This is a genomic window from Streptomyces sp. NPDC007901, from assembly GCF_042959465.1.
Classification (GTDB): domain Bacteria; phylum Actinomycetota; class Actinomycetes; order Streptomycetales; family Streptomycetaceae; genus Streptomyces.
Window position 1 is genome coordinate 1 of sequence record NZ_JBIBKW010000027.1, and the last position, 12,785, is coordinate 12,785.

At 71.6% G+C, this 12,785-nt stretch carries 9 protein-coding genes; 2 read left to right on the forward strand and 7 right to left on the reverse strand.

Going from position 1 to position 12,785, the window contains the following annotated elements:
- Window positions 1–137: 137 nt before the first annotated feature.
- From ACFZDK_RS48100 to ACFZDK_RS48130, 7 genes are all read right to left on the reverse strand, one after another.
- Window positions 138–3,692, reverse strand: coding sequence for a DUF4082 domain-containing protein (locus ACFZDK_RS48100; protein ID WP_390983517.1), 3,555 nt, complete (start codon window positions 3,690–3,692; stop codon window positions 138–140).
- A 122-nt stretch (window positions 3,693–3,814) separates the two neighbouring features.
- Window positions 3,815–4,933: a DegT/DnrJ/EryC1/StrS family aminotransferase gene (locus ACFZDK_RS48105; protein WP_390983520.1), complete on the reverse strand. Its 1,119-nt coding sequence runs from the start codon at window positions 4,931–4,933 to the stop codon at window positions 3,815–3,817.
- A complete protein-coding gene (locus tag ACFZDK_RS48110; RefSeq protein ID WP_390983522.1) occupies window positions 4,930–5,619 on the reverse strand; it encodes a NeuD/PglB/VioB family sugar acetyltransferase in 690 nt (229 codons plus the stop codon). Before ACFZDK_RS48110 ends, ACFZDK_RS48105 begins: the two co-directional genes overlap by 4 nt.
- Complete coding sequence (locus ACFZDK_RS48115) at window positions 5,616–6,755, reverse strand: aminotransferase class I/II-fold pyridoxal phosphate-dependent enzyme (protein ID WP_390983525.1); 1,140 nt, start codon at window positions 6,753–6,755, stop codon at window positions 5,616–5,618. The genes ACFZDK_RS48110 and ACFZDK_RS48115 overlap by 4 nt, the downstream gene beginning before the upstream one ends.
- Entirely contained in the window at window positions 6,752–7,726 is a 975-nt protein-coding gene (locus tag ACFZDK_RS48120) for an SDR family NAD(P)-dependent oxidoreductase (RefSeq protein ID WP_390983527.1), read from the reverse strand. Before ACFZDK_RS48120 ends, ACFZDK_RS48115 begins: the two co-directional genes overlap by 4 nt.
- Before the next feature lie 30 nt (window positions 7,727–7,756).
- A complete protein-coding gene (locus tag ACFZDK_RS48125; protein WP_390983530.1) occupies window positions 7,757–8,806 on the reverse strand; it encodes a Gfo/Idh/MocA family oxidoreductase in 1,050 nt (349 codons plus the stop codon).
- 32 nt (window positions 8,807–8,838) lie between these two features.
- Entirely contained in the window at window positions 8,839–10,278 is a 1,440-nt protein-coding gene (locus ACFZDK_RS48130) for an exopolysaccharide biosynthesis polyprenyl glycosylphosphotransferase (protein WP_390983533.1), read from the reverse strand.
- A gap of 296 nt (window positions 10,279–10,574) precedes the next feature.
- Between ACFZDK_RS48130 and ACFZDK_RS48135 the strand changes: the two genes are divergently transcribed.
- Window positions 10,575–11,462: a glycosyltransferase gene (locus ACFZDK_RS48135; RefSeq protein ID WP_390983535.1), complete on the forward strand. Its 888-nt coding sequence runs from the start codon at window positions 10,575–10,577 to the stop codon at window positions 11,460–11,462.
- 26 nt (window positions 11,463–11,488) lie between these two features.
- A complete protein-coding gene (locus ACFZDK_RS48140) occupies window positions 11,489–12,751 on the forward strand; it encodes an MFS transporter (RefSeq protein ID WP_390983538.1) in 1,263 nt (420 codons plus the stop codon).
- The last annotated feature ends 34 nt before the right edge of the window (window positions 12,752–12,785 follow it).

The window sequence follows — 12,785 nt, forward strand, 5'->3', positions numbered from 1 at the left end:
CCGCGGGCGCCGGCCCCGGCGCCCTACCTGGGCGGGGGCAACCCCAGCCCCCCCCGGCCCAGGGGGTCCCCACCCACCCCGGCGGGGGGGGCCGGGCCCCGGCCGGCCCCCCCCCCCCGACGGTGTGTGGGGACGGGTCAGTTCTTCTTGTTCTTCTTGAAGGTGGTCCTGCTCGTCAGGGTCCAGCTCCGGGACTTCACCGTGTCGCGGTGCTTGTCCTTCGCGGTGACCGTGATCTTGAACCGGGTGCCGTCCGGAAGCGGGGCGGACAGGTGCACGGTCGCCCTGTGGGTCTTCCGGTCATAGGTGACCACGGCGGTGACGTGGAGCTTCTTCGCCGCCTGGGAACCCTTCAGGACGGTCACGGTCGCCTTGACGGACGCCACCGCCGCCTTGGCCGGCACGGTCAGGACGAGAGGGCTCGCCGCGTCGGCGGTGTGCGCCACGGTGGCCGCGGTCACCTCCGAGGCGGCGACCGACGCGGCCAGGGACGCGCTCGGGTCGTCGGCGGTGAAGACGGGGCCGACCCAGTAGTTCGCGGATCCGTAGGAGCCGTTGGGGAAGGCCGAGCCGCCGTACTTGTAGAGCCCGTTGTGGTGGGCGGTGGTGTCGGCCGTGGCCGTCAGCGGATAGGACTTGTGGGCCGCCGCGAAGTAGCCGCCGTCCACCGCGTAGTTGCCGTTGGGCGCGTGGTAGGAGACGACGTAGGCGGTGTCGGCGGTGATCGCCACCGGGGTGGCGAAGGTCAGCGTCTGCCAGCCGGAGGCCGTCTCGTTGGTGAAGGTGCCGCTGGCGAGCAGCGTGCCGCCGTCGGTCCACAGGCTGCCGGTGTGGGTGCCCGTGTTGCCGGTGCCCTTGTAGAAGGTGACACCGGTGACCCAGCCGGCCGCGGAGGACGTGAACCGGGTGCCCAGCTCGACGGAGTTGGGGTCGGCGGTCATGTCGGGGGTGGCCGGTGTGGCGGATGAACCCCACAGCGTGCAGGGGCAGGTGACCGCCGGCGGTGTGGAGCTGGTGGTGAACGACCAGGTCACCGGGGCCGCCATGGCGTTGCCCCACACGTCGGAGGCCTGGACGGACGCGGTGTACGTGGTGTGCAGGTCCAGCTCCGTCGACGGCGTGAAGGTCGCCTTGTTCGACGCGGGGAAGGTGACGGCGCCGGGCACGGTGTTGCCGTCGGCGTCCTTCACGGTGAACGTCACGCTGTCGGTGTCGACGGCCGAGCTGAAGGTGGCCGACACCGGCGACGTGATCGACGCGTCCGTCGCCCCGGACGTCGGGGAGGTCGAGGAGACGGTGGGCGGGGTCGTACTGGCCGTCGAGGTGTCGAGCACCACGTCCACCCAGTAGTTGCTGCCCGAGGACGCCGAGGACGGGAAGGAGCTGGTCGAGCCGTAGTGGTAGACGCCGTTGCCGCCGTCGACCCCGGTCTGCAGGGCCGTCAGCGGGGCCAGACCGGCGCCGCTGCCGGCGAAGGAGGGGTCGTAGGAGTATCCGCCGTTGGGGGCGAAGTACGAGGCGACGTAGGTGGTGTTGGCCTTGACGGTCACCGGGGTGGAGAAGTTCAGCTGCTGCCAGCCGGAGGCCGTCTCGCCGGTGAAGGTGCCGGTGGCCAGGCGGGTGCCGGAGGCCGTCCACAGGCTGCCGATGTGGGTACCGGTGTTGACGGGCGACTTGTAGAAGCGCACACCGGTGACCGAACCGGCCACGGTGGTACGGAACTTGACGCCGAGCTCCACCGAGCCGCCGTCGCCGGCGTTGACGGTGCCGGGCACGGCCGAGGCCGGCCAGATGGTGCACGGGCAGGCCTGGGGGCCGACCGTCACCGGGACGGTGGTGACGGCGCCGATGTTGACGCTGTCGTCGACCGCGCGGACCTTGATGGACTCGGATCCCGGGGTGGTGGGCGTCCAGCTGTAGGTCCAGGACCCGAGGCCGGTGGCGGCCTCCCAGGTGGTGCCGCCGTCCGTGGAGACCTCGACGCGGGCGACCACACCGCCGGAGTCGGTGGCCGTGCCCTTGATGGTGACCGCCTTCAGTGCCGGGACGGTGGCCCCGGAGGACGGGCTGGTCACGGTGACGGTCGGGCCGGTGGTGTCGGTGGAGGCCGTGGCGCCGACCAGGTTGCTCTGCAGGGTCAGCGGCTGGACGCCCATGTCGGCGAGGATGTTCACCGTCGCCTGCTGCATCCGGGAGTCCTCGGTGACCACCGTGTCGTCGGGGTTGTAGGTGGGCACGTTGGTCAGGCCCCACGACCACTGCACGGTCCCGGTGCCGAACACCAGGGCCCCGGAGTCCTGGTCGCGGAACTCGACGAGGTTGTGCGTCGCCGTGCCGTTGCCGTAGAGGTTGCCCCAGTCGAGCCGGTAGGTGCCGTCGGTGATGTCCACCGTCGTGGAGGACACGTCGATCTCACCCGCGGGCCGGGTGCTGTTGTCGAGGTCGCTGTCCCACTCGTAGCCGAGCGTGCCGGTCGGGAAGGTCGCGGTCTGGCTGGAGGTGAGGCCCGCGATGGACGTGTTGCGCCAGATCCGGTTCTTGCCGTACGAGCCGGGGACGGTGATCGCGTCGGCGCGGTAGCCGTTGGCCTGGAACATGGAGCCGGTGAGGATGTTCGGCGGCTGGTAGGTCTGGCCGTAGTTGGTGCTGGTCGGATCCATCCAGGTGCCGGTCCAGGTGCCGCTGGGATCGGCGACGCCGTTGTTGAACGCCATCTTGGTCATCTTGTAGCAGACCAGGGTGCGGTCGGCCGTGCTCGTGCCGTCGATGCTGGGGGCCAGCCGGGTCTTCCAGAAGACCTCGTTGCCGCTGAAGAAGCCCTGCCGCACGCCGGCCTTCCGGGCCGCCAGGACGTTGGAGTACTGGCTCTGTGTCCAGTACTCGTCGTGCCCGGACGACATGTACATCTTGTGCTTCTCCAGCAGGGTCGCGCCGCTGCTCGACGACACGTCCACGCCGGACAGATAGCTGACGTCGTAGCCGTTGCGTTCCAGCCAGGACAGCATCTCGAACTCGGAGCCGTAGATGCCGTTGTCGCCGCCGATGTCCAGCGGCCGGTTGTAACTGACCTCGTAGGCGCGGCCGTCGGGCGCGGGCCCGGTGCCGCCGTACAGGTCCTGGCCGCCGTAGTCGTTGTAGGCCTGCCAGGTCTGGTCACTGGTCTGTACGACGACGGCGGAGGTGCTGGAGTCGTTGCGGACGACGAACGGGTACGGCATCAGGCCGTCGCCGTCGGTCTGCGTGAGGTTCGCGATGTACAGGCCGGACACGGCGTCGCTGGGTACGGTCCAGGTCGCGGTCACCGGCCAGTTGCCGCAGTCGACCAGGCCGGTGCTGCTCTTGGTGGTGCAACTGGCGGCTTTGCTGGTGTAGTTGGCCGGATACGTCACGGCCGCCTGGGCCGCGGTCGACATCTGGCGCGCGCCGTCGCCGCCGTACCAGCCCAGCCGGTAGATCTGGATGTTGTACGAGACCGGGGACTGGACCTTGAACTGGACCGTGTCGCCCGCCTGGACGCTCTCCTTGGTGGTGAAGCCCTTGATGTCACCGTAGGCGTTGGGCGAGAACCAGTCGTCCTTGGGGGTGCCCGTCTTGGAGTTCTCGCACACGATCGAGTTGGAGCCCGACCCGCACGGATCGGACGCCGCCTGCGCGGAGGCGGCCAGCGGGAGCACCGCCAGTATCAATGCCACTACGACGGCGAGGCGCCCGCCCCGGATCCGTCTGCTCCATTTTCTCATGTGTACCTCTCAGCGGTGCTGTGCAGGGCCCGGCCCATGGGGACGGAGGTGGAGCGTGAAACTCTGGGGACCGGTCAGCGGCCGAGCGCGTCGGTGAACGCGTCCACGACGCGCCGCTGCTGGTCGGGGGTGATCTGCGGGTACAGCGGCAGCGACAGGATCCGGTCCGCGGCTTTCTCCGCGTTGGGGAAGTCGCCCCGGCCGTGCCCGAGACGGCGGTAGGCCGGTGTCAGGTGGACGGGCGCGGGATAGTGCACCCCGGCGCCGATGCCCTCGGCGTTGAGTTTGCCGACGAGGTCGTCCCGGTCGGCGTCGGCGACCTGGACGACGTACAGGTGCCAGACGTGGACGTTGCCGGGTGCGGTGACCGGGAGGACGATCCGGCCGTCGGCGGCCAGGTCGGCGAGGAGTTCGTCGTAGCGGGCGGCGGCCGCCCGGCGGGCCGCGTTGCCGGCCGCCAGCCGTGCCAGCTTCGCCCGCAGGACGACGGCCTGCAGCCCGTCCAGGCGGCTGTTGAAGCCGGGCACGTCGTGGCGGTACTTGGCGACTCCGCCGTGGTTGGCGATCGCCCGCACCAGGTCGGCGCGCTCTCCGTCGTCGGTGAGCACCGCGCCCGCGTCGCCGTAGGCGCCGAGGTTCTTGCCCGGGTAGAAGCTGGTGGCGGCGATGGATCCGCTGCCCGGGGTACGGCCGTCACGGGTCGCGCCCTGGCACTGGGCGGCGTCCTCGACGACCTTTACATCAGGGGGGAGTTGGGCACTGAGCGCCGTGACGTCGGCCATCTGCCCGTAGAGGTGGACGGGGACGACCGCGCGCGTGGCCGGGCCGACCGCGTCCAGCGCGGCCCGCGGGTCGAGCAGGTGGCTGTCGGGCAGGCAGTCCGCGAGGACCGGGCGGGCGCCGATCCGGGCGACCGCCCCGGCCGTGGCGATGAAGGTGTTGGCGGGCACCACGACCTCGTCGCCGGGCCCGACCCCGCTCGCCCGCAGGGCGAGTTCGACGGCGTCGGTGCCGTTGGCGACGCCCACGCAGTGCGCGACGGCGCCGAAGCCGGCGTACTCACGCTCGAATGCGCGCACCTCGTCGCCGCCGACGAACGCGGTGTTGGCCAGGACCCTCTCGAATCCGGCCCGTACCTCGTCGGCGACCTCCTCGTGGGCCGCTTTGAGGTCCACGAGCGGAATCTGGTTCATGTCAGCGGTCCCCCCACTGTTCTTGTCGCCAACTGTTCCAGCGCGGGCGGTTCCGCCGCGCGCAGCCGTCGGGCCGGGCTCCCCACCCAGACCTCGCCCGGCGGTATGTCGCCGAGCACGGCACTCCCCATCCCGACCAGCGACCAGGCGCCGACCGTCGTACCCTCTCTGACCAGCGCGCCGGAGCCGACGTAGGCGCCCTGTTCCAGCCGTACTCCGCCGCCGAGGCGGACGCCCGAGGTGAGTGTGGCGAAGTCCTCGACCACGTCGTCGTGGGTGAGGACGACCTGGGGCATCACGGCGACATGCGCGCCGACGCGCACCGCGGCCGTCAGGGCGCAGTGGGCGAGCAGGACCGTGCCGGGGCCGACCTCGGAGGTCTCGGAGACCGAGGCCGTCGGGTGGATCACGGTGGCGTAGCGGTCCGCGGGCAGGGCGAGCCGGCGGACCAGGCGGGCCCGGGCCGCGTAGTCCCGGGGATTGCCGACGCAGATCACCACCCGGGCGCCGGTCAGCTCGTGGACCAGGTCGCAGCCGCCGAGGACCGGCACGCCGTCCACGTGGGTGCCGTGCAGGGCGGGGTTGTCGTCCAGGTGCCCGAGCAGCTTGAACTCGCCCGCGTCCGCCACGGCCTGCGCGGTCTCCCGGGCGAAGCCGCCCGCGCCCACGATCACGAGTTCGGTCATCTTCGGGCCTGTTCGCGCAGGGCGGTCACGACGCGGTCCTGCTGGGCCTCGGTCATCGTGTGGAACAGCGGCAGGATCAGCGAGTCGCGGGTGAGGCGCTCGGTGACCGGCAGCGGCGCGCGGGGGTGGTCCGCGTAGGCGGGTTCGAGGTGCGCGGCCATGATCCCGCGCCGGGCGGAGACGCCGGCCTCGGAGAGCGCGGCGAGCAGGTCGTCCCGGCCGACCGGGAAGTCCTCGTCCAGCAGCACCCAGTAGGACTGGAAGTTGCTCTGCCCGTGCCCGGGGTCGCGTACGGGGGTGAGGCCGGGAACGTCGTGCAGCAACTCGTCGTAGCGAGCCGCCAGTTCGCGGCGGCGGGCGATCATCGCGTCGAGCTTGCCGAGCTGGACCAGGCCGATGGCGGCCTGGACGTCGGTCATCCGGTAGTTGAAGCCGACTTCCAAGTAGCTTTCCAGGACCGGCTTGTTGCTCGCGTGGCGGTCGGCCGCCGAGGCGTTCATGCCGTGCTCGCGCAGCCGGCGCAGCCGCGCCGCCCACTCGGCGTCGTCGGTGGTGATCATGCCGCCCTCGCCCGTGGTGACGAGCTTGCGCGGGTGGAAGGACCAGGCGGCGAGCAGCGCGCCGTGCCCGACGGGCTTGCCGCCGACGGTGGAGCCGATGGCGCAGGCCGCGTCCTCGACCAGGGGCAGGTCCCAGTCGGCGCAGGCGGCCCGCAGGGCGTGCACATCGGCCGGGACACCGCCCTGGTGGACGGCGAGGACGGCCTCGGTGCGCGCGGTGCGGACCGCGTTCACCGTGGCCGGGGTCAGGTTGCCGGTGGCCGGGTCGACGTCGGCGAACACCGGCTCGGCACCGACGTACCGTACGGCGTTGGCGGTGGCGATGAACGACAGCGAGGGCACCACGACCTCGTCGCCCGGGCCGATACCCAGCGCGACCAGGGCCAGGTGCAGGGCGGTGGTGCAGGAGCTGACGGCGACGCCGTGCTCGGCGCCCACCCGCTCGGCGAAGGCCTTCTCGAAGGCGGCGACCCGGGGGCCCTGGGCGACCCACCCGGACAGCACCGCGTCGGAGGCGGCCCGGGCCTCCTCCTCGCCGAGCCAGGGGATCATCACCGGGATGCGGTCGGTGCTCACTGGGCGGCCTCCCGCTCCGCGCGCCACCACTGGACCAGGTCGCGCAGCCCGGTCCGCAGGTCGATCTCGGCCGTGAAGCCGAGCCGCCCGGCGGCCTGCGAGGTGTCGGCGAGCCGGCGGACCACCGAGTTCACCGAGCGGGCGGGCCCGTGCACCGGCTCCAGTCCTTCGGCCCCCATCGCCTCCAGCAGCCCCTCGGCGAGCTCCTTCAGCGAGGTCTCCGTGCCGCTCGCCACGTTGAACACCTCGTCGGTGAGGTCCGACTCGGCGGCCAGGACGTTGGCCCTGGCGATGTCGCGGACGTCGACGAAGTCCATGGTCTGGGTGCCGTCGCCGAGGATCAGCGGCGGTTCGCCCGCCTCGATGCGTTCCATCCAGCGGATGAGCACCTCGGTGTAGAGGCCGTGGATGTCCATCCGGGGGCCGTAGACGTTGAAGTAGCGCAGCGCCACGTAGTCCAGTCCGTACATGGCGTGGAAGCTGCGCAGCATGCCCTCGTTGAAGGCCTTCGCGGCGCCGTAGAAGGTGTCGTTGTTGTACGGGTGGTGGCGCTCGGTCGTCGGGAAGGTCTCGGCCATGCCGTAGACGGACGCGGAGGACGAGGCGACCACCTTGGCGACCCCGGCCGCGGCCGCCGCCTCCAGGACGTTGAAGGTGCCGTCGACCAGGACCTCGTTGGCGAGCCGGGGCTCCTCCGCGCACTGGGTGATGCGGATCGCGGCGAGGTGGAACACCAGGTCGGCGCCCTCGGTGACCTTCCGTACGGTGTCGGCGTCCCGGACGTCGCCCTCGACGATCTCCACGACACCGCTGGGCAGGGCCTGGGCGAGGTTGGCCCGCCGCCCGCGCACGAAGTTGTCGAGTACGACGACCTCGCGGGCGCCGCCCTCGGCCAGCAGGTCGACGAGGTTGGAGCCGATGGTGCCCGCTCCCCCGGTGACCAGGATCTTCTTGCCGCGTACGCTGCTCAACTGTTCTTGCCTTTCAGCGAAGTGGTTCTGTCAACGCCCGGCGCGCAGGCCGACGACCGCGCCCTTGAATTCGAGGCTTCGCGACGCCGCCTCGAGAATGTCCAGCACCCTCAGGCCCGCCCGGCCGTCGGTCAGCGGCGCCCGGCTCTGGCGGATCGCGTCGCCGAACTCGTCGACCATGCTGCGCAGCGCTTCCTTCTCGCCGATGGCGGGCGCGACCATGTCTCCGGAGCGGTACGAGATGAGCATCTCCCGGCGCTCGTCCGCGCCGATCTCCTGCGGTGCGGCCATGTCCACGCCCCGGTCGTAGACCGAGACCCGCTGGAGGGGGTTGAGGTCGTCCCAGAGCAGGGTGCGCTTGGAGCCGCCCACCATGGTGGTCCGCACCTTCGTCGGGGAGAGCCAGTTGACGTGCACGTGGGCGATGGCACCGGTGTTGAGCTGGAGGGTCAGGTAGGCGACGCAGGCCTGGCCGGCGCCGATCGGGTCGGCCCCGTGGGCGGCGACGGCGACCGGTTCGACGTGGTCAGGGAGGATGAAGTCCAGGATGGACAGGTCGTGCGGGGCGAGGTCCCACAGCACGTCGATGTCCTTCTGGACGAGCCCGAGGTTGATGCGGACCGAGTCGACGAAGTGGATCTCGCCGAGCTCGCCGGAGCGGACCAGTTCACGGATCCGGCCCACGGCGGGCGTGTAGCAGTAGGTGTGGTCGCACATCAGGGTGAGGCCGCGTTCCTCGGCCTCGGTCACCAGCCGCATCCCGTCGGCGTAGGTCGCCGCGAGGGGCTTCTCGACGAGGACGTGCTTTCCGGCGCGCAGGGCGGCCAGGGCGATGTCGAGGTGGGTGCCGGCGGGTGTGGCCACGGCGACGGCGGCGACGGTGGGGTCGGCGAGGACGGCCGCGTAGTCCGCGGTGGCCTCGACCGTCGAGTAGCCGCCGAGGACCCGCCGGGCCCGGTCCACGTCGAGGTCGCACAGCCAACGGAGCCGAAAGCCCTCGCCGGCCTGGAAGTTGCGTACGAGGTTGGGGCCCCAGTAGCCGGCCCCCACGACCGCCACCCCCAACGGCTCCTGCGTCACTGTCTGCCTCTTCCGCTGATTCCTCTGGTCCATCAGTAGGCCCCCGTTCCACGCACCACCACGGCCCCGGTGCGCGCCAGGATCGACAGGTCCAGGCCCATCGACCAGTTGTCCACATATCCGAGATCGAGCCGGACCGCCTCGTCCCAGGGCAGGTCGGAACGTCCGCTGACCTGCCACAGCCCGGTGAGGCCGGGCTTCACCAGCAGCCGGCGCTTGATGTCCGCCGAGTACTCCTCGACCTCCTCGGGCAGCGGCGGCCGGGGCCCGACGAGCGACATCTGGCCCTTGACGACGTTGAGGAGCTGCGGGAGTTCGTCGAGCGAGCTGCGGCGCAGGAAGGAGCCGACCCGGGTGATGCGCGGGTCCTCCTTCACCTTGAACAGCAGCCCGTCGCTGTTCTGGTTGAGGTGTTCCAGTTCCGCGCGCAGGGCCTCCGAGTCGGCCCGCATGGTGCGGAACTTCAGCATGGTGAAGTGGTCGCCGTAGCGGCCCACCCGCTGCTGCCGGAAGAGGGCGGGGCCGGCGCTGTCCAGCCGGACGACCAGCGCGATCGCCAGCATCGGCAGCGCGAGGAGGAGGAGCAGCACCGCCGCGAGACAACGGTCCAGCAGTTCCTTCGGCAGCCGGGAGAGCCGGGAGAGGTTCGGCGGCTTGATCCGTACCAGCGGCACCCCGTTGGTGGGCCGTACCGCCAGCCGGGCGGTGGCCACGTCGGTCAGGACGGGGGCCAGCAGGAAGTCGACGCCCTGCACGGCCGCCGTCCAGGACATCCGGCGCAGGACGGAGGCGTCGAACTCGGGGGCGGGCAGCACCACCACGGTGTTGATGCCCAGGGCCCGGACGACGTCGTTCATACCGCCGACACCGCCGAGGGCGGGGAGCCCCAACTTGCGGATCTCGCGGGCGTTCTCGGGGTCGGTCAGGCAGACTCCGGCGGCCTGGAGCTTCGGGGTGCCGCCGCGTCTGAGCACCGCGACCAGTTCCACGATGCCCCGTGACGGCCCGACCAGCAGCGTCGCGCTGCCGTCCCGGCTCTGGGCCCATCGCCGGTGCAGTCGGCGGCGGAGCGTGTAGCGGACCGCAAGGGCGATCGCGGCGACAGGTGCCGCCGCCATGATCATGTCATGAAGGAGGCCCGAATCGTGGATGAACAGCCCGTACGCGACGGCGGCCAGGGCCGGCAGCGCGACGGCCCCCCGGAGCACCCGCCGATACTCCTCGGCCCCCAGACCGAGCGCGCCTCGGTCGTAGGAACGGTGGGCCAACATGGCCACGATCCAGGTCGGGGGCAGCACCAGGGCCACCGCCCAGCGGCCGTAGGCCGCGTGGACCAGGAAGGCCGCGGCGACGGCAGCGACGCCGTCCGCGACCAGCAGGACGATGCGGTACTTGCGTTCCCACCGTCTTCGGCGGCCTTGTGGAAGTCTGCGTTCCACGACCGATTGCTCATGCGTGACCTCAATGGTCATGCGCCCCCCACCACATGCGCGGCTACCCCTGACCGAAGTGCCCTGGACCGAGCGGCACTGGAAAGCGAGGGAGCTTCAGCGGTTCCCCAACCGCTGCATGCCCCCGGCATGCTGGTACGTACTGGTTGTTCTGATTGTTCAGATCCGTTCAACGGCCGGTCCATGACGTGCAGTCAAGAACGAGTTCCCCACCCAAACCGGTCCGGCGGCCATCAATCTAGACCACGGGGCGCAGTCTCGGGAACAGTTGGACGAAACACATGTCGCAATAGTGACGCCGACGGCATACTGCCCCCGTGACCAGCATCGTGATCCCGGCCCACAACGAGGCCCGCGTCATCGGTCGGCTCCTCGATTCGTTGTTGGCCGATTCCGGACCCACGGGCTCCTGTGGTTCCGGCGGCCTCGGGGACTCCCCGGACGACACCGACATCGTGGTCGTGTGCAACGGCTGCACGGACGACACCGCCGAGATCGCAGCGACCCGTGGCCCGCGCGTCCGGGTGGTGGAGATACCCGTGCCGTCCAAGCACGCGGCGCTGCGCGCCGGTGACGATCACGCGCGCGGCTTCCCGCGCCTCTACGTGGACGCCGACGTGGTGATCGCGGGCGCCGACGTACGGGCCCTGACCGAGCCGCTGGCCGACGGGACCTCGGGCATCCTCGCCACCGCCCCGGCCCGGCGGATCCCGCTGGCCTCCTGCGCCTGGCGGGTGCGCGCCTACTACCAGGTGTGGCAGCGGCTGCCCGCCGTACGCGAAGGCCTGTTCGGCCGGGGGGTCATCGCGGTCTCCAAGGCCGGGCACGCCCGGCTCGCCGCGCTGCCGCCGCTGATGGCGGACGACCTCGCCGCGTCCCTCGCCTTCGCGGCGGAGGAACGGCGCGTGGTCGACGCGGCCGGCGTGGTGATCCAACCCCCGCGCACCTGGCGGGATCTGATCAAACGGCGGGTCCGGGCCGCGGTCTCCACCGCCCAGGTCGAGCAGCACCAAGGGCCGCAGGGGGCCTCGGCACGCACCAGCAAGGCCGACCTGAAAGCGCTGCTGCGCCGGGAGCCGAGGCTCTTCGTGGCGGTGCTGGTCTTCGTCTCGGCGGCGGTCGCCGCCCGGCACAAGGCCGCGAAGGCCATCCGGGCCCAGGACTTCGGCACCTGGCTACGGGACGAGAGCAGCCGGCAGAACTGACCGCACCGCACCCGGGGGTTCCCTTCTTGTACCTCACCGACCGTTCGCAGCCCGTCCAGGCGGACACCGACCAGGGCCGAAGACGCGGGCCGGGGCACGGTGTCGCCCCGGTCGTGCTGGTCCTGGGCACGGTCAGCCTGATCACCGACATCTCCTCGGAGATGGTCACCGCCGTGCTGCCGCTCTACCTCGTCACCACGCTCGGCTTCAGCCCGCTGGGGTTCGGCACCCTGGACGGTGTCTACAACGGGGTCAGCGCGCTGGTCCAGCTCACCGGCGGCCACCTCGCCGACCGCGTGCGCAACCACAAGCTGCTCGCCGGGCTCGGCTACGGCCTGTCCGCACTGTGCAAACCGCTGCTCCTGTTCGCCGGCAGCATCGGCACCCTGGGCACGGTCCTCGCCCTGGAACGGACCGGCAAGGGCCTGCGCACCGCCCCGCGCGACGCGATGATCTCCCTGTCCACCCCGGCCGCCCACCAGGGCCGCGCCTTCGGCGTGCACCGGGCGATGGACACCACCGGCGCGATGCTCGGCCCCCTGGCGGCCTTCCTCATCCTGCGCGCGGCGGCGGACGGTTACGACGCGGTGTTCGGGGTGAGCGCGTGCGTCGCCGCGCTGGGCGTGCTGGTGCTGGTGCTGTTCGTGCCGGGCAGACGGCGGACCGGGGCAGCGGACGAGAGCGACGCCAAGCCTCCCGTCCGGGTCCGTGAAGCCCTCGCGCTGCTGCGCATCCCCCGGCTCCGGGCGCTCGCCGGCTGTGCCGCGCTGCTCGGCCTGACCACCGTCAGCGACGCCTTCGTCTACCTGCTGCTGCAGCGGCGGGCCGGCATCGGCGAGGAGTGGTTCCCGCTGCTCCCGCTGGGCACCGCCGTCGTGTTCCTGCTGCTGGCGGTGCCGCTGGGCTCGCTCGCCGACCGGGTCGGACGGCGCACGGTGTTCCTCGCCGGACACGCGGCCCTGCTCACCGCCTACGCCCTCCTGCTGTGGGCCCCGGCCGTCCCGGCCCTGGTCCCGCTCGTCCTCGCCCTGCACGGCACGTTCTACGCCGCGACCGACGGGGTGCTCCCGGCGGCCCTCGCCGGCATCGTGCCCGAACAGCTGCGCGCCAGCGGGCTCGCCATCGTCGGCACCAGCCAGGCGCTGGCCCGGTTCTGCTGCTCGCTGGCCTTCGGCGCCGCCTGGACGGTGTGGGGCGACGGCCCCGCGCTGGCCGGCGCGGCCGTCGGCCTGCTCTGCTGCGCCGCCGTCGCGAGCCTGGTGCTGCGCCCGGCCGACCCGACCCGATGACCACCACCGCCCCACCGAACACCACAGGGAACCA